The sequence below is a fragment of the Glycocaulis sp. genome (genome assembly GCF_051859565.1).
Classification (GTDB): Bacteria; Pseudomonadota; Alphaproteobacteria; order Caulobacterales; family Maricaulaceae; genus Glycocaulis.
This window is the reverse complement of the sequence record NZ_JBHYFK010000002.1, coordinates 240320-256249: the sequence shown is the minus strand read 5'-3', so window position 1 is coordinate 256249 and position 15930 is coordinate 240320. Positions and strand designations below refer to the sequence as shown.

Sequence of the window (15930 nt, the reverse complement as noted above, 5' to 3'; positions counted from 1 at the left end):
AAAAATCCCCGCCCCCGCACTGCACAATCGACAGGCTGAGTGAGAACTTGTAGACAAAAGGCCCGTTACACAGCGCGAGCGCAATCGAGCGGACCTAGGGATGGCATTAGAAAATCTGAATGATGGAGATCTGACCTCTTCTGCGCCGCAGCCGCTCCTGCCGCTGAACGCCTTACGCGCCTTCGAGGCAGCCGCCCGGCGCGGCAGCCTTGCTGCAGCTGCGAGAGAGTTGGGCGTCACACCAGGCGCCGTATCCCAGCAGATCCGGCTTCTGGAAGATGTGCTCAAGACCCGCCTGCTGGAGCGCACCGGGCAGGGCGTATTGCTCACCGTGGAGGCCGCCGATGCGGCGCCCTATCTCCACGAGGCCTTTGCCAGTCTTGCCGAAGCCAGCGCGCGGTTGCGTTTTGCAGGCGCCGCACCTGCTCGGGTGCGTCTGGGGGTTCCCGGTGCCTTTGCCGCCGCCTGGCTGGCCCCGCGCCTTGCCCGGGCGGGACGCAGTGATGTCAACCTGATCAGCGATCCCGGCACGGACGATCTGGACCGTTTCCGGCTGGATATCGAAATACGCTTTGGCGACGGGCAATGGCCGGGCTATGCGGTGCGCCCGCTATTGTCCGAAAGCCTGATGCCGGCCGTCGCGCCCGACCTGCTGGAGCAGTGCGATGGCGACTGGCGCAAGGCCGTGCTCGCCCTGCCGCTCATTCATGACACGACCCCGGCACGCGATCCGTCCCAGCCCGACTGGCAGGTCTGGCTGGCGCGCCGCGGGTTGAACCGGCCCGATCTCGCCCAAGGCGATCATGTCAGCGCGCCCGATCACGCCGTGCGGGCGGCGGTATCGGGGCGCGGCGTGGCGCTGGTGCGCGCCTCGCTGGCCGAAAACGCCGTCGCGGAAGGGCGCCTCATCACCCTTATCGCCGACGGGGTGACGCCGCTCTCCTGGCGCTATCATCTATTGTCACCCGAAGGACGCCCGCTGAGCCGTGCGGCACGCTCGCTCGCCAGCTTCCTCACCGAAGAGGCAAGGCCCTTTGAAACAGCCGGGGTCTAGCCAAACCCGCTGCCACGCCACACTTTCCACCAGACTGACTGAAAAAGAGAGACCGTCCATGCATCTGAACCGCTTCCTGCTTACCGCCGCCCTGCCCTTTGCCCTGATCGCCTGCAGCGGCGATGACAGCGCGCAGCAAAGCACTTCAGGTCCGGTTACAGGCGGTGAGGAAGCGATGGTCTCTGCCGCCCACCCGCTGGCGGTGGAAGCCGGTCTGGATGTCTTGCGCCAGGGCGGCGATGCGGTCGATGCCGCCATTGCGGTGCAGATGGTGCTGGGTCTGGTCGAGCCGCAAAGCTCCGGCATTGCGGGCGGGGCCTTCATGGTGCGCTATGACGCACAGTCCGGCACCGTCACGGTCTATGACGGTCGCGAGACAGCCCCGGCGGCGGTAACAGAAGACTACTGGCTGGACGAAAACGGCGAGCCTCTGGCCTATCTTGATGCCTGGCAGAGCGGCCAGTCCACCGGCGCGCCCGGGGCGGTGGCCATGCTGGCCATGGCCCATGAAGAGCATGGCCGTCTGGACTGGTCGGCCGGTTTCGAGGCGGGCATTGAACTGGCCGAGGAAGGCTTTCCTCTGTCAGGGCGCACCTCTTCCATGGCCGCGCGCGTGGCGCAGATTTCCCAGTTGTCGCGTCAGGAACCGGCCCGCTCTTATTTCTACGATGAAGAGGGCAATGCCCACCCTGAGGGCTTCATCCGCACCAATCCGGGCTATGCCGAGACCCTGCGGGCCGTCGCAGCTGACTGGCGCAATTTCTACACCGGCGAGATAGCGCAAGACATTATTGCCACCGCATCGCGCGATCCGCGGGGCGGGCTCCTGACGCTGGAAGACCTGGCCGGGTACGAGCCGGTCCGGCGCGAGGCCATCTGTGTGCCCTACCGCGTATATCGTGTGTGTTCGGCCCCGCCGCCCTCATCGGGCGCGGTAGCTGTAGGTGCCATCCTGACCCTGCTGGAAGGCTATGAGATGAGCGCGTTCGGCCCGGACACGGTGGAGGGCTGGCACCTTTTCATCGAGGCCAGCCGCCTGGCCTATGCCGACCGGGACCAGTATGTCGGCGATCCGGCCTTTGCCGATGTGCCGGTTCAGGGCCTGCTCGATCACGGCTACCTTACCGAGCGCCGCCGCCTGATCTCGGTAGACAGGGCCATCCCCGCAGTTCGCCACGGCACGCCGCCCGGCGCTCCGGAAGTGATCGCCGACACCACGCCGGATAGCCCCGGCACCACGCACTATTCCATCCGCGACACGTTCGGCAATGTCGTCTCGATGACGACCACGGTGGAGTCCATCTTCGGCAATAACCGGATGACGCAAGGCGGCTTCCTGCTCAACAACCAGCTCACCGATTTCGCCTTCGCACCCAGAGATGCAGAAGGCCGCACCCACCCGAACGCGCCAGCGGGCGGCAAGCGTCCGCGCTCGTCCATGTCGCCTACAATCGTGCTGGATGCGGAAGGCGATTTCCTGATCGCCACGGGCTCTCCGGGCGGCAATTCCATCATCGCCTACACCGCCAAGACACTGGTCGCCATGCTGGATTGGGGGATGACGCCGCAGGAAGCCGCAGCCCTTCCCAATGTTGTGGCGCGCGGCGATGTGGTCAGCATTGAAAGCGGCTTTGATGCAGAGCTGCTGGAGGGTTTGCGCGCGCTCGGCCACCAGATACGCGGCGAGCAGGGCGAAAACTCCGGCATCCACATCATCCGCCTGGGCGAAGACGGCACGCTGGAAGGCGGCGCTGACCCGCGCAGGGATGGGGTGGCGGAGCGGCCTTAGGGGGAAGCCCCACCGTGAACTCCCGGCCAAGCGTAGCGCAGAGCCGGGACCTCGTGCAGGAGAAGCGGAACAAGGCCCCGGATAGCCCTTCGGGCTTCCGGGGTTTCACGTCCAGAGTGTGAAAACCCTACCCCGCCACTACACTCACAAAAGCCGGGTCCAGGGTGAGCGACACCGCATCACCGGCATGTGCCGGGTGGCTGACAGGCGCGCGGGCCGTCACGCGTTCACCCGATGCCAGCGCGATCAGCAGCACGACCACGGGGCCAGCAGGGCGCCGTGAGACGATGCGGGCAGACGCCCCGGCTTCGCCCTCCGCACCGACCAGAATGCCTTCCGGGCGCACCAGCACGGTGACGGCGCTGCCATCGGGTTGAGGGGCGGCGGCCACACCCAGAGGCGTTGATGCATTGCCGCCATCCACCCTGCTGGCAAAGGCATCGACATCGCCCAGCATGCGCGCCGCGCTTTCGCTGGCAGGCGCGAGATAGAGCGCGTCAGGCGTGCCCGACTGGATGATGCTGCCACGCTCCATCAGCGCGATCTCGTCGGCACTGGCCAACGCATCTTCGGCATCGTGCGTGATGATGAGCGAGGCCGTGCCGGAGCGGCGCAGCACGTCCAGCGTCATCGCGGAAAGGTCGGCGCGCAGCCGCCGGTCGAGCCCGCTAAACGGTTCGTCCAGCAGCATGACGGCAGGTTCGGGCGCCAGCGCGCGGGCCAGCGCCACGCGCTGCTGCTCCCCGCCGGACAGCTCGTGGGGATAGGCGCGCGCGCGGTGGGTCAACTCCACCGCCTCAAGGCTTTCCATTACGCGCTGGCGGCGTTCACCGCTGCTCAAGTGGCGCAGGCCAAAGGCCACATTCTGGATCGCGGTCAGGTGCGGAAACAGGGCGTAATCCTGAAACACCACCCCGCAGCGCCGCCGCTCCGGTGCCAGATGCACGCCCGGCCCGCTCCACACATTGCCATCTGACACGATCTCGCCCGCATGCAGGCGCTCCAGCCCGGCAATCGCCCTGAGAAGCGTGGACTTGCCTGCCCCGGATGGCCCCAGCAGAGCCGTTACCTGACCAGCTCGCAATGCCAGATCAGCCCCGCGCACAGCAACACCGTCGGCACCGCCAAGGCGCACCTCGGCGCGGGTGATGGTCACGCGCGGTGTGTCGCTGGTCATCATGTTCATTCAGCCAGCCCCGGTATCGCTTCGGAGGGAGGCACACTGGCACGCGCACGCTCCGTGGCGGTAATGCGCCGGGCGATCCAGATCATCGCGGGCAAAGCCGCCACGACCAGCAGCACCGCCGGGAGGGCCGCCTCGCCCAGCCTTTCATCGGCTGCATAATTGTGCGCGGTCACGGCCAGCGTATTCATGTTGAAGGGCCTTAAAATCATCGTCGCGGGAAGCTCTTTGAGAACCTCCACAAATACAAGCAGGCCCGCCAGCGCGACACCCGATGAGACCAGCGGCCAATGGACGCGCCGGGCGAGCTCCAGCGGTCTTGCCCCCAGCGAGCGCGCTGCTGCATCCAAGGAGGGCGTGACGCGCGACAGCGCGCTTTCGCTGGGGCCGATGGCGGCGGCGATGAAACGCGCCTGATAGGCAAAGATGAGCGCCAGCGCGCTACCCGTCAGCACCAGCGGGAAGGGCGAGCCGGTGAGGGTACGCCAGCCGGTATCCAGCCAGCCCTGCAACGTGCCGAAGATGATCAGCACGCCCAGCGCCGCCACCGCGCCCGGCACGCCGTATCCCATCGCGGCAATACGGGCAGAGGCGCGTCCGGCAAGCTTTCGGGTGCGGATGGCATAGGCAAGGCCCAGCCCGATGACCGCTGCCAGCAGCCCCGATATGCCCGCCAGCATCAGCGAGTTCACCGCCGCATCCATCAGCCCGGTTGCAGCCGGCGTATAGGCCGCCCGCCAGCCCAGCCTTGCCGCCGGAATGACGAGCCCCATCAGCACCGGCAACAGACAAGCAAAGGCCGCCAGCATCCCGGCGAGCGGGGAAAGGCTCTGGCGGCGGAAGGCGCGCACATGGCCAGACGCCGCTGTCTGGCGCGCGCGCCGGCGCAGCGCCCGCTCGGCCATGAAAATCAGGAAGGTGATGGACACCAGCAGCATGGCAAGGCGCGCCGCATCAGGGATCGACCCCTCGCCCGCCCAGGCGCGCATCAGCGCCACGGTCAGGGTCGGCGCGCCCAGATGGCTGACCGTGCCATAGTCTGCCAGCGCCTCCATCACGACCAGCGCAAGGCCCGCCGCGATGGCCGGGCGCACCATGGGCAGGGCGGTGCGGGCAAAGGCGGCAAAGGGCGAACAGCCCAGCGTGCGCGCCGCGTCATAGGCATCGGCGGACTGGGCCGAGAAGCTCTCGCGCGCCAGCAGGTAGACATAAGGGTAGAAGACGAGGCCAAAGATCGCGCCTGCCCCCAGCGGCCCGTGCACAGTGGGTAGCAGCCCGCCCAGCGGGCCTGCCCCTTGCGTCAGATCATACCAGCCATAGGCGGCCGCATAGGCGGGCATGGCCAGCGGCAGGGCCAGCATCCACTGGAAGAGATTGCGGCCGGGAAACACATAGCGCGTGACCAGCCAGGCCGTGCCTGTGCCGATAACGCCGGCCAGGAGCGCCGCCGTCAGGCCCACAATCGCGGTATTGATGAGGAATTCGGCCAGACGCGTATTGGCAATGTGGATCAGATAATCGCTCCACGGGCCGGACACGCCCAGCCACACCACGGCCAGCAAAGGCGCGGCGCACAAAAGGCCTGCAAAAGCAGCGAGCCAGACAGGATGCAATCCTGTCCGGCCCGTCAGCGTGCGGCGGAGTGTGGCAGTATCGGTTATGGCCATCCCACCCGGTCAAAAATGCGTTGGGCTTCAGCGCCGTTCTCGCCCAGCGCGTTGACGTTCAGATCACGCGCCTCGAAACCGGCAAACCCTTCAAGAACGGTGTTGTCATAGCTGACAGACGGGTCGGCGGGAAACTCATTGGTAAGTTCGGCAAAGGCCCGCTGCGCCCGCTCCGACAGAAGGAAGGCCAGTAGGGCACGCGCGGCTTCAGGATTGGGTGCATTGGCCGCAAGGCCCGCGCCCGAGATGTTCAAATAAGTGCCGCCCTGCCCCTGATCGGGAAACACGATCCCAACGGCCTCGCCGACGGCGCGATCGGCATTGTCAGAGGCATTCAGCAGCCGGCCAAGATAGTAATGATTGACGATGGCGACATCGCATTCACCAGCGGCGACAGCGCGGATCTGATCAGTATCGCCGCCCTGCGGGGTGCGGGCGAGATTCTGGGCGATGCCGCGCGCAAAGCTTTCTGCCGCCTCAACGCCGTCTTCGGCAATCATGCCGGCGACGAGCGACTGGTTATAGACATTGGAGGACGAGCGCACACACACCCGGCCTTCAAACTCCGGACGGGCGAGATCGGCATAAGTCTGCACCTCGGACGGGTCCACACGGTCACGCGCATAAACAATGACGCGGGCGCGGGTCGCGAAGCCGAACCAGAGATTATCGGGATGCACCAGGGCGTCGGGCACCCGGTCCAGCATGCCGCCCAGATCGCCTGCGGGCTGGAACAGGCCCGCCTGCTCGGCACGGTGCAGACGGCCCGCATCGACAGTGATGATGACATCAGCCTGCGAACGCTCGCCATCGGCGCGAACCCGCTCGATCAGCAGATCGCCATCAGCCTCGACCAGATTGATCGCGATGCCTGTCTCTTCGGTGAAGGCCCGGAACACTTCCTGATCGGACGCGTAATGGCGCGCCGAGAACACGTTGACGACGCTGTCCTGCTCAGGTTGGCCACAGGCGGTCAGCCCCAGCGAGGCACAAAGAGCGCCGATTATGGAAAGGCGGAGACGGTCAGACATGGCGTTCCTCTCACGGTTTGCGGCAGCACAGAGAGCCTCCGTCAAAAGGGTCCGGCGCCGTTACCGGCCGTCATGCCAGTTCTGCGAACGCTTCGCAAGAGCAAGTGTGAGTTAATTGAGGGGCCATGCAGCCCCGCCGAACGTGCCCAGCGTTTCCCAAAAGGAAAGACAACATTTCCGAAGTGGCGCGACACGCGGCCGCCACTCCAATGGTCACTTTAAAGTGATCCGCCTCCCTCAGGGGCGATGCTGTCCGTGTCGCGCGCAAAACCGGCATCGACTGCCCTTGCAGGCATTGGCCTGAGGGCAGTCGAAAATCCGGCATTACACAGATTTAATGAGGAAATCTGGTGGGCGATACTAGGATCGAACTAGTGACCCCTTCGGTGTGAACGAAGTGCTCTACCGCTGAGCTAATCGCCCGGAGGGAGCGGCGTATAGAGGCAAAACACGCACGCGGTCAAGCGCTGGATCGCCGAGCCGACTCGATTTCGCTGCATGCATTCACTGGCTGGATAACAAAATCGCGAGGAGGGCTTTCGTCACACTTCCGTCAAGAAGACAAAGCATCTATATCGCTCATACCGCCGGGCGCATGAAGCGGCCCCGGTATGACACCCTACAGTCACCAGAGCCGGTGCGCTTCAAGGCCCTAAGCGCGTCGAAGGAGAATAGAGACATGGCCAGTAATGACCTCTGCACGCCTGAAGGCGCGCGCCGCCTGAAAGAACGTATTGAAGCCTACTGGAAAGAGCGCGGTTACGACGTGACCGTCGATCTCGTGGACGCTGGCTTCATGCCCGCCATGCGGTCTGCCCGCACCGATGTGCGCTCCAACCTCGTCAACGGCATGCCGCGCCCGGCCAATGACCGTGGCGAGAATCGCCGCAGCGCGTAATTTCAGACCGATCGCCTGCCCGCAGCCAGTTCGGCGAGCATGGCAGGCAGATCGTCGAAGTGATCGAAAAGCCGGTCAGCGCCCAGCGTGCTGACCGGCTTTTCGCTGTAACCTCTCGAAAACAGCAGACAGGCCACGCCTGCGCCCTGTGCTGCCAGTGCATCAGGCTCGGAATCGCCCACCAGCGCGATAAAACGCCCTGTATCGCCTTCACCGGCAGCGGCCAGCAGATGGGACGGGTCGGGCTTCCTGGCCGGTGCATCCTCCGGCCCGGTGATCCGCTCGAACCGGCCCGTCAGGTCCAACGCCTCTATCAGCTGGCGTGCTAGAGCCGACGGCTTGTTGGTACATACGCTGAGCCGCGCGCCGGATGCCGCCAGGACATCCAGCGCGGCCTCCACCCCGTCGAACGGCCGGCTGTGTGCGGCGATATCCGCGCCATAGGTCATCAGGAAATGCGACAGGGCCGATTCGGCCATGTCCGGCTCCAGAACGGCACCGGCCCGGTCGAAAGCCCGCACGATCAGCGCCCGCGCGCCACGTCCGACCATGGCGCGAACATCATCAACCGGCACCGGATCAAGGCCGAAGCGGGCAATCGATTCATTCAGCGCCCGCACCAGATCAGGGGCCGTATCCACCAGCGTGCCATCAAGGTCAAACGCAATGGACGCCCCCCGCAGAGCCTCAAAATGCGTCATGGCCAGTCTTCCCCTTCGCAAGTATGCGCCCGATGGGCTATAGCGCGGGCACGCTTTCACGAACAGCGCCCGGCGGCAGGCATGAGGAAGGACAGCTCCATGGCAAAGGCACGCGCCGTCATCATTCTCGCGGCCGGGCACGGCACCCGGATGAAGTCGGCCCTGCCCAAGCCGCTGCATGCTGTCGGCGGACGCCCCATGCTGGACTGGAGCCTCGCGCTGGCCGGTGAATGCGGCGCGGACCGCCAGGTGGTGATCTGGGGTGCGCACGGGCCGGAGGTGAAGACCCGCGCAGAGGCCGCAGGCGCTGCAACCGCCCTGCAGGACCCGCCCATGGGCACCGGCCACGCCGTGCTGTGCGGCAGGGACTCGCTGGCCGGTTTTGACGGCGATGTGGCCGTGCTGTTCGCCGACACCCCCCTGATCCGCACCGAAACACTGCAGGCGGTCTTTGCGGCGCTCGATTCGGGCGCGGACATCGCCGTTCTGGGCTTCGAGCCGGAGAACCCCACGGGCTATGGCCGCCTGATCGAAAACGCGTCCGGCGCGCTCACCGCCATTGTCGAGGAAAAGGAAGCCAACGCCGAGCAAAGGGGTGTGCGCCTGTGCAATTCCGGCGTAATGGCAGCGCCCGCCCCGCTCCTGTTTGAACTGCTCTCGAAGGTCACGAACGACAACGCGATGGGTGAGTATTACCTGACCGACATCGTGGCGCTTGGCGTCGCTGCCGGACACACCGCCCGCGCGGTGCGCGCGGACGCAGATGAGGTGCTGGGCGTCAACTCCCGCGCCAATCTGGCTGAGGCCGAAGCCGCCTTTCAGGCGCGCGCCCGCGCCGCTGCCATGGAGGCGGGCGTCACGCTGATCGCGCCCGAAACCGTGTTCTTCAGCCATGACACGCAAATCGCGAATGACGTGATCGTGGAGCCGAACGTGGTCTTTGGCCCCGGCGTGCGCATTGAGACCGGCGCATTGATCCATGCCTTCAGCCATCTGGAGGGGACAAGCGTTGGCGAGAACGCGTCCGTTGGCCCCTATGCCCGCCTGCGCCCCGGCGCGGTGCTGGAGACGGGAGCGAAAATCGGCAATTTCGTCGAGGTGAAAAACGCGGTCCTGCACGCCGGCGCGAAGGCCAATCATTTGTCCTATATCGGCGATGCCGACATTGGCGCGAAGGCCAATATCGGCGCTGGCACCATCACCTGCAATTATGATGGCTTCTTCAAACATCGAACGATTGTCGGCGATGGCGCGTTTATCGGGTCCAATACCAGCCTGGTCGCGCCTGTGAACATTGGACGCGGGGCCTTTACAGGCTCGGGCAGCGTCATCACATCAGACGTGCCGGATGACACGCTGGCTCTGTCGCGCGCCAAGCAGGAGAACAAGCCCGGCTGGGCGGCACGCTTCCGCCAGACGATGCAGGCGCGCAAGGACAAGACGAAAGCATAATAGACCGGGAAACCGGCCCCACACGCGAAAGGACCTCCCCATGAGTGATTACAAGTCCCGCCTGAAAGATTCCGGCCTGTGGCGCACTGATTCCTGGATCAATGGCGAGTGGGTGAAGGGTGAGAGCCGGTTTGACGTCAACAATCCGGCCAACCGGAAGAAAGTCGCCGATGTCGCCGATGTCGGGGCAGAGGGCGCCAAGCGCGCGGTGAAGGCCGCTGCGGCGGCGAACCTTGCCTGGCGGCGCACCTCGGCGTTTGAGCGCTCGCGCATCGTCAATCGCTGGTATGAGCTGATCATGGAGCATCAGGATGATCTGGGGATCATTCTGGCCGCCGAGATGGGCAAGCCCCTGAAAGAAGCCAAGGGCGAGGTTGCCTATGGCGCAGGCTTCGTCCAGTGGGCCGCAGAGGAAGCGCGCCGCGTGCATGGCGAGACCCTGCCCGTGCCGACGCCCGGCGCGCGCGGCTGGACGATCCGCCAGCCCGTGGGCGTTGTCTCGTGCATCACGCCTTGGAACTTCCCCTCTGCCATGATCACCCGCAAGTGCGGCCCAGCACTGGCGGTGGGCTGTCCCATCGTCATCAAGCCGGCGGCGGAAACGCCGCTCTCTGCGCTGGCGCTGGCCGAGCTGGCAGACCGTGCCGGCTTCCCCAAGGGCGTGTTTAACGTCGTCACCGGCGAAGCGCGCGAGATTGGCCCGGTCCTGACCGGATCGGAAGAAGTGGCGATGATCGCCTTTACCGGCTCAACGCCGGTGGGCGCGCTGCTGATGGAGCAGGCGGCGAAAACCATCAAGCGCGTTGCGCTGGAGCTGGGCGGCAATGCGCCCTTCATCATCATGGATGATGCGGACCTTGAAAAAGCCGCTGACGGCCTCGTTCAGGGCAAGTTCCGCGCAGCCGGCCAGACTTGTGTGTCGCCCAACCGCGTCTTCGTACAGGAAGGCGTAATGGATAAGCTGACCGAGCTTCTAAAGACGCGCGTATCCAAGCTGAAGCTCGGCGATCCCTTCGCTGACGGCACCGATGTCGGCCCGCTCATCCACGAAGAGGCCGTCAGCCGCGTGGCCGAGCTGGTGGAGAACGCCGTTTCCAAGGGCGCCAAAGTGCTCACAGGCGGCAAGTCGCGCGTGGACGATATGGGCGGTGCGTATTTCGAGCCGACCCTCATCACCGGCGCGGACCATTCCATGAGCCTTGCCTGCAACGAGATCTTCGGGCCCGTCGCCGCGCTCTATCCGTTCAAGGACGAGGCAGACGTGATCCGGCTCGCCAATGACACGCCTTATGGCCTCGCCGCCTATCTCTACACGCGCGATGCCGGGCGCATCCACCGCATCTCCGAAGGCATTGATTTTGGCATGGTCGGCGTCAACGCGCCCATGGTCGGCTCGCCCGCCACACCCTTTGGCGGCATGAAGCAGTCCGGCATTGGCCGCGAGGGCGGCAAATGGGCGGCCGAAGAGTTCACCGAGCTGAAATTCGTCCTCCTTGGCGGGGTCGATCAGTGAGCGCGCAGAGCCAGAAGGCCAGAGCCGCTGAAGCGGCGCTCGAGTATATCGAGGACGGCATGATTGTGGGGCTCGGTTCGGGCTCCACCGCCGCCCTTTTCGTCAAGGCGCTGGGGCGGCGCTGTCTGGCGGGTGATCTCTCCATCAAGGGCATCCCCACCTCGCGCGAGACCGAACAGATCGCGCTTGAGGCGGGCGTTCCCCTCATCCCGATCGAGCAGGCTGACCGCATTGATGTGGCGGTTGACGGCGCCGATGAGGTTGATGGCGGCTTCCGCCTCATCAAGGGCGGGGGCGGCTGCCTCCTGCGCGAGAAGATCATCGCCGATGCGGCCGACTATATGGTCGTACTGATCGATGAGACCAAGCTGGTGGAGACGCTGGGCGCCTTCCCGCTGCCCGTCGAGATCGATCCGTTCGGCTGGACCATCACCGCCAAGAAAGTGTTCGACGCGCTGCGCCGCGCGGGCGTGGAGCGGCCTCTGGTCGATATCCGCCGCCAGGGCGACCGCAGCGAGCCCTTCATCACCGATGGCGGCCACTACATTCTCGATTGCGCCTGCGGGGCCATTATAGACCCCTACAGCGTCGATGCCGAACTGCTGGCACTGCCGGGCGTGGTCGATCACGGCCTATTTCTCGATCAGGCCCGCGTGGTGATCGTCGGCGAGGACGACGATGTGAAGGTGATGGAGCTTTAGCGTCTTCCCTGACCGGCATTGTCAGCCTGTGGCGGGTATCGCCCCGGCAGGCCCGGCGCTAGGCTCCTTTCCGGTTCAATGATTGCCGGAAAGGCCTTGCCCATGCGTGCGTTTCTCACCGCCCTCGTAATGATTGTGGCCCTGCCGTTTGCGGGCCTTGCCGATGATCGCGCCGAACGGCTCGAAGCCGCACGCGATTTCGCCCATGCCAGCGGCATGTGGCAGGCGATCCTTACCAATATCCCCGATCTGGGCGCGGTCGTGGTGGAGGGCATACGCGAGACGCGGCCAGAGCTTCGCGGCGAGCAGGCCCGCGATATCGCCGCGCTGCTCAATGCCCGCTTCGAGGCAGAGCAACCGGCTTTCCTTGATACAGTGTCCGGCGTGCTCGCCAGCCACCTCTCAACGGCCGATCTGCGCGAACTGACCACCTATTTCCGGTCGGAAGCCGGGCAGGTGCAGGCCCGCGCGATTGCCCGCGGCTCCGAGACCAGCGCCGAGGAATTGACCGCGCTGATCCTTGCGCTGCCGGCCGAGCAGCAAGCCGCCATCGAAGATTTCGGCAATAGCGAAGCGGCCCGCAACTGGCTCTCGGCCCAGCCGCGCTTCATCGGCGAGATTGAACGCGCGTCGGAAAGCTTCGGCGAAAACCTCGTTTACAGCTCGGTGCCGGAAATACAGGCGATTCTGGCGCGCTAACGCTTTTCTCTCGTGCTTCGAGCACCACGTGGCCGAAGCATGAGGGGAAAAGCGCACAAAGCCTTCATCCTGAGGAGCTTTCGTTAGAAAGCGTCTCGAAGGATCAGAACATCAGTCCCGCAAAAGCGCGTTGATGCCCGTCTTGGAGCGGGTCTGCGCGTCCACACGCTTGACGATCACGGCGCAGGCGAGCGAGGGCCCGCCCTTCGGGTCCGGCAGCGTACCCGGAACCACGACCGCATAGGACGGGATTTCCCCGCGCGTGACCTCCCCGGTCGCCCGGTCGACGATCTTGGTCGAGGCGCCCAGGAACACGCCCATGGAGATGACCGCGCCTTCGCGCACGATCACGCCTTCGGCGACTTCAGAGCGCGCGCCGATAAACACATTGTCCTCGATGATGACGGGCGCAGCCTGCAGCGGCTCCAGAACGCCGCCAATGCCCACCCCGCCGGAAATGTGCACATTTGCGCCAATCTGCGCGCAGGAGCCCACCGTGGCCCATGTATCCACCATCGTGCCTTCACCGACATAAGCCCCGATATTGACGAAGGACGGCATCAGCACCGCGCCCTTGGCGACAAAGCTGCCCCGGCGCACGACACTGCCCGGCACGGCGCGGAAACCCGCAGCCTCGAACTGGCTGGCTGACCAGCCCTCCCATTTGACCGCCACCTTGTCCCACCACGGGCCCGGCACCGGCGCGCCGGGCAGGCCCATGCGCCGGTTGGGTTCAAGGCGGAAGGAGAGCAGCACGGCTTTTTTCAGCCATTCATGGACCTGCCAGTCACCATTACCGTCTTTGGAAGCCACGCGCAGACGGCCCGCATCCAGTTCGCTGAGCGCGGTGTTCACTGCATCGCGCAGCTCGCCTTGCGTCGCGGTGGAAACGCCATCGCGTGCCTCCCAGCCCGCTTCGATGACAGATTTCAGGGCGGCGGTGTCGCTCATGCGGGTGTCTCCTTGAAGCCCTCGACAACCTCGCCAAGGAAGGTGTCGAGGCAGTCTACGGCATAGTCTACAAATTCGGGGTGCTCGCCGGGCCCGGCCGTGTGACCATTGCCGATATTCTCACGGGCGCGCACCAGCACGGTCGCAAAGCCGATCCCTGCAGCGGTTTCGAGGTTGCGGGCGCTGTCTTCAAACATCACCGCGCGCGCCGGATTGACCGCGTGACGCTTGATGAAGCGGTCAAAGCTCTCGCGCTGGGGTTTGGGTGTGTAATCGGCAGCGGCGATGTCAAATATGCCCTCGAACAGATGGTCCAGTCCCAGGCGTGCCAGCACGTTCTCCGCGTGGCGCACCGAACCATTGGTGTAGATGATGCGCGCGCCATCCAGCGCCGCGATATGTCCAGCCAGTACCGGATTGGGCTGCAGCACCGAATGGTCGATGTCGTGGACGAAATCGAGAAAGTCGCTGATCGCGATTCCGTGGTTGACCATCAACCCGTTCAACGTCGTGCCGTAGTCATGCCAGTAGCTGTTCTGCACCTTGAAGGCCGCTTCGCGGTCCAGATCCAGAAGCTGCATGACGAATTCGGTCATGCGCGCCTCGACCTGGCTCATCACCGCCGTGTGTGCTGGATAGAGCGTATTGTCGAGATCAAAGACCCATACGTCGCGCTGGAGCAGGCGTTTCACTGAACGAGGTCCTCAAAGTCAGCGTCTTCCAGCGTCACCCGCGCGACACCATCAACAGGCACCGGGCTGGGGCGGAACAGGACCTGCGTATAACCGCGCTCTGCGCAATTGGAGCGGCCTTCGGAGGTGAACCGTCCCGGCGCAACACAAAACGCCTCGACACCGCGCCGCAAGGGCTCGGTGCGGTCGCCATTGATGATCTGCGCGAACACAAAAACCTCTCCGGGCTGCAGCCTCTCGGCAATAACGCGCATGCAGGATCCTGCCTCAATGCGCCACCAGCCCCGGCTCTGCCAGCGCTCATTGCGCTGACGGGCAATCGCGATACCGGCAGGCGCCGATGCCTGATTGCACACATTCAGGCCCACTTCCCGGTTACGCTCCAGCGCGGCCGCGTGCAGCCGCTCTATCAGCCGCTCGTAATTGCTGCCAAACGATGCGCCGGCATCACGCTCGAACGCGGCGATCTGGTTGCGCGACCGGCGGCCCGCAAACCCGTCCACCACCCGCACCTCATAGCCCAGCGTCTGCAACAGGCGCTGCACGCCCGCTTCCAGCGCCCGGCTGCCAAAATCATCGGGCTCGACCAGTACAGCGCGCGCCCGTTCAGACGGGGCGAGCTGGCGGAATTCGCGCTGCTCCAGCCCCATCGCCTCGCAATCGTCCGCGCCCTCGATCTGGAAATTGGCACGGTCCACACAGACCGGCGTGCGGCCCAGCCATTCACGCGCCCCGCCAAGATAGGCCTCGCTGGTGCGCGCATAGAGAAACTGCGGCACGCCGGCGGGTATGCCTGAAAAGCGCGCGCAGGAACCCGGCGCAATACGCTGCCAGCCTTGCGCGGAGATACCGTTCTCCCCGCCCCAGGCCTTGGCCGCATCCACATAATAGCTGGTCTCGTTGCACACCTCGCCAGCGCGCGCCTGCGGAGCGAAAACCCCCGCCAGGACCAGCACCGCCAGCACCATCACAGCCCGCATCATTTCTCCTGCTCCGGTATTGCGAGATCCGCAATATCGGCGCGCAATGCGTCAAGGCCAAGGCGTTTGGAGGAGGATGTTGCAGCAATGACCGGATAGGCCGCGACCTTCTTGGCCACGGCGGCCTGCGTGGCGGCGATCATCGCCTCGCGCTCGGCCGGTTTCAGCTTGTCGAGCTTGGTCAAAGTCACCTGATAGCCGACCGCCGCCTCGGTCAGCACTTTCATGATCGCCTCGTCGGCAGGCTTGATGCCATGACGGCCGTCGATGAGCAGGATGACGCGTTTCAGATTGACCCGGCCGCGCAAATAGTCGCGCGTCAGTGCCATCCAGCGTGCGGCGACATCTTTCGGCGCCTTGGCAAAGCCATAGCCCGGCAAATCGACAATGCGGATGCGCCCGGCCAGATCAAAGAAATTGAGCTCGCGCGTGCGCCCCGGCTCGCCAGAGGCCCGTGCTAGATCCTTGCGATTGGTCAGCGCATTGATGAGCGAGGACTTGCCCACATTCGACCGGCCGGCAAAGGCAATCTCCGGCATGTCGGCAGGCGGCAGCCCGTCCATGCCGACCGCGCCCTTGATGAAGGTCACATTCTGGGCGAACAGGCGCTTGCCTGCGG

General features: G+C 65.1%; 15 protein-coding genes and 1 tRNA gene. 7 read left to right on the top strand and 9 right to left on the bottom strand.

The window, feature by feature from the left end:
• Positions 1-100 precede the first annotated feature (100 nt).
• Positions 101-1054 (top strand): LysR substrate-binding domain-containing protein, encoded by a 954-nt coding sequence (locus ACTIGC_RS03720; RefSeq protein WP_439633125.1) that lies wholly within the window; start codon positions 101-103, stop codon positions 1052-1054.
• Positions 1055-1112: 58 nt separating this feature from the next.
• Positions 1113-2843: a gamma-glutamyltransferase gene (ggt, locus tag ACTIGC_RS03715; protein WP_439633124.1), complete on the top strand. Its 1731-nt coding sequence runs from the start codon at positions 1113-1115 to the stop codon at positions 2841-2843.
• A gap of 127 nt (positions 2844-2970) precedes the next feature.
• Here the strand turns inward: ggt and ACTIGC_RS03710 are convergent, their stop codons facing one another.
• From ACTIGC_RS03710 to ACTIGC_RS03695, 4 genes are all read right to left on the bottom strand, one after another.
• Positions 2971-4029 (bottom strand): ABC transporter ATP-binding protein, encoded by a 1059-nt coding sequence (locus tag ACTIGC_RS03710; protein ID WP_439633123.1) that lies wholly within the window; start codon positions 4027-4029, stop codon positions 2971-2973.
• Positions 4026-5693 carry an ABC transporter permease gene (locus ACTIGC_RS03705; RefSeq protein WP_439633122.1) on the bottom strand — a complete coding sequence of 556 codons (1668 nt, stop codon included), beginning with the start codon at positions 5691-5693 and terminating at the stop codon, positions 4026-4028. Before ACTIGC_RS03705 ends, ACTIGC_RS03710 begins: the two co-directional genes overlap by 4 nt.
• The gene (locus ACTIGC_RS03700; protein WP_439633121.1) at positions 5684-6724 is read right to left on the bottom strand and encodes an extracellular solute-binding protein; all 1041 of its coding nucleotides are present in this window, start codon (positions 6722-6724) and stop codon (positions 5684-5686) included. Before ACTIGC_RS03700 ends, ACTIGC_RS03705 begins: the two co-directional genes overlap by 10 nt.
• Positions 6725-7072: 348 nt before the next feature.
• A tRNA-Val gene (locus tag ACTIGC_RS03695) sits at positions 7073-7147 on the bottom strand.
• 256 nt (positions 7148-7403) lie between these two features.
• On the opposite strand from ACTIGC_RS03695, the gene ACTIGC_RS03690 reads away from it, so the two are divergent.
• A complete protein-coding gene (locus ACTIGC_RS03690) occupies positions 7404-7622 on the top strand; it encodes a phosphoglycolate phosphatase (protein WP_127568383.1) in 219 nt (72 codons plus the stop codon).
• A 2-nt stretch (positions 7623-7624) separates the two neighbouring features.
• Here ACTIGC_RS03690 and ACTIGC_RS03685 read toward each other — a convergent pair whose 3' ends face one another.
• A complete protein-coding gene (locus ACTIGC_RS03685; RefSeq protein ID WP_439633120.1) occupies positions 7625-8323 on the bottom strand; it encodes an HAD hydrolase-like protein in 699 nt (232 codons plus the stop codon).
• 99 nt (positions 8324-8422) lie between these two features.
• Here ACTIGC_RS03685 and glmU point away from each other — a divergent pair, with 99 nt between their 5' ends.
• The 4 genes from glmU (at position 8423) to ACTIGC_RS03665 (ending at position 12688) form a co-directional block, all read left to right on the top strand.
• A complete protein-coding gene (glmU, locus tag ACTIGC_RS03680) occupies positions 8423-9775 on the top strand; it encodes a bifunctional UDP-N-acetylglucosamine diphosphorylase/glucosamine-1-phosphate N-acetyltransferase GlmU (RefSeq protein WP_439633119.1) in 1353 nt (450 codons plus the stop codon).
• A gap of 40 nt (positions 9776-9815) precedes the next feature.
• The gene (locus tag ACTIGC_RS03675) at positions 9816-11288 is read left to right on the top strand and encodes an NAD-dependent succinate-semialdehyde dehydrogenase (protein ID WP_439633118.1); all 1473 of its coding nucleotides are present in this window, start codon (positions 9816-9818) and stop codon (positions 11286-11288) included.
• Positions 11285-11989 (top strand): ribose-5-phosphate isomerase RpiA, encoded by a 705-nt coding sequence (gene rpiA, locus ACTIGC_RS03670; RefSeq protein WP_439633117.1) that lies wholly within the window; start codon positions 11285-11287, stop codon positions 11987-11989. Before ACTIGC_RS03675 ends, rpiA begins: the two co-directional genes overlap by 4 nt.
• A gap of 102 nt (positions 11990-12091) precedes the next feature.
• Positions 12092-12688: a hypothetical protein gene (locus tag ACTIGC_RS03665; RefSeq protein WP_439633116.1), complete on the top strand. Its 597-nt coding sequence runs from the start codon at positions 12092-12094 to the stop codon at positions 12686-12688.
• 111 nt (positions 12689-12799) lie between these two features.
• On the opposite strand, the gene dapD is transcribed toward ACTIGC_RS03665, so the two are convergent.
• The 4 genes from dapD to yihA are packed head-to-tail and all read right to left on the bottom strand — an operon-like array spanning position 12800 to position 15916.
• The gene (gene dapD / locus ACTIGC_RS03660; protein ID WP_439633115.1) at positions 12800-13639 is read right to left on the bottom strand and encodes a 2,3,4,5-tetrahydropyridine-2,6-dicarboxylate N-succinyltransferase; all 840 of its coding nucleotides are present in this window, start codon (positions 13637-13639) and stop codon (positions 12800-12802) included.
• Complete coding sequence (locus ACTIGC_RS03655; RefSeq protein ID WP_439633114.1) at positions 13636-14331, bottom strand: pyrimidine 5'-nucleotidase; 696 nt, start codon at positions 14329-14331, stop codon at positions 13636-13638. Before ACTIGC_RS03655 ends, dapD begins: the two co-directional genes overlap by 4 nt.
• Positions 14328-15314, bottom strand: coding sequence for a DUF1036 domain-containing protein (locus ACTIGC_RS03650; protein ID WP_439633113.1), 987 nt, complete (start codon positions 15312-15314; stop codon positions 14328-14330). Before ACTIGC_RS03650 ends, ACTIGC_RS03655 begins: the two co-directional genes overlap by 4 nt.
• Positions 15311-15916, bottom strand: coding sequence for a ribosome biogenesis GTP-binding protein YihA/YsxC (yihA, locus tag ACTIGC_RS03645; protein ID WP_439633343.1), 606 nt, complete (start codon positions 15914-15916; stop codon positions 15311-15313). The genes ACTIGC_RS03650 and yihA overlap by 4 nt, the downstream gene beginning before the upstream one ends.
• Positions 15917-15930: the final 14 nt, after the last annotated feature.

Excerpts from the sequence above, each read along its gene's own strand:
- ACTIGC_RS03720 (WP_439633125.1), top strand. The coding sequence starts at position 101 with ATGGCATTAGAAAATCTGAATGATGGAGATCTGACCTCTTCTGCGCCG.
- ggt (WP_439633124.1), top strand. The coding sequence starts at position 1,113 with ATGCATCTGAACCGCTTCCTGCTTACCGCCGCCCTGCCCTTTGCCCTG.
- ACTIGC_RS03710 (WP_439633123.1), bottom strand. The coding sequence starts at position 4,029 with ATGAACATGATGACCAGCGACACACCGCGCGTGACCATCACCCGCGCC.
- ACTIGC_RS03705 (WP_439633122.1), bottom strand. The coding sequence starts at position 5,693 with ATGGCCATAACCGATACTGCCACACTCCGCCGCACGCTGACGGGCCGG.
- ACTIGC_RS03700 (WP_439633121.1), bottom strand. The coding sequence starts at position 6,724 with ATGTCTGACCGTCTCCGCCTTTCCATAATCGGCGCTCTTTGTGCCTCG.
- ACTIGC_RS03690 (WP_127568383.1), top strand. The coding sequence starts at position 7,404 with ATGGCCAGTAATGACCTCTGCACGCCTGAAGGCGCGCGCCGCCTGAAA.
- ACTIGC_RS03685 (WP_439633120.1), bottom strand. The coding sequence starts at position 8,323 with ATGACGCATTTTGAGGCTCTGCGGGGGGCGTCCATTGCGTTTGACCTT.
- glmU (WP_439633119.1), top strand. The coding sequence starts at position 8,423 with ATGGCAAAGGCACGCGCCGTCATCATTCTCGCGGCCGGGCACGGCACC.
- ACTIGC_RS03675 (WP_439633118.1), top strand. The coding sequence starts at position 9,816 with ATGAGTGATTACAAGTCCCGCCTGAAAGATTCCGGCCTGTGGCGCACT.
- ACTIGC_RS03665 (WP_439633116.1), top strand. The coding sequence starts at position 12,092 with ATGCGTGCGTTTCTCACCGCCCTCGTAATGATTGTGGCCCTGCCGTTT.
- dapD (WP_439633115.1), bottom strand. The coding sequence starts at position 13,639 with ATGAGCGACACCGCCGCCCTGAAATCTGTCATCGAAGCGGGCTGGGAG.
- ACTIGC_RS03650 (WP_439633113.1), bottom strand. The coding sequence starts at position 15,314 with ATGATGCGGGCTGTGATGGTGCTGGCGGTGCTGGTCCTGGCGGGGGTT.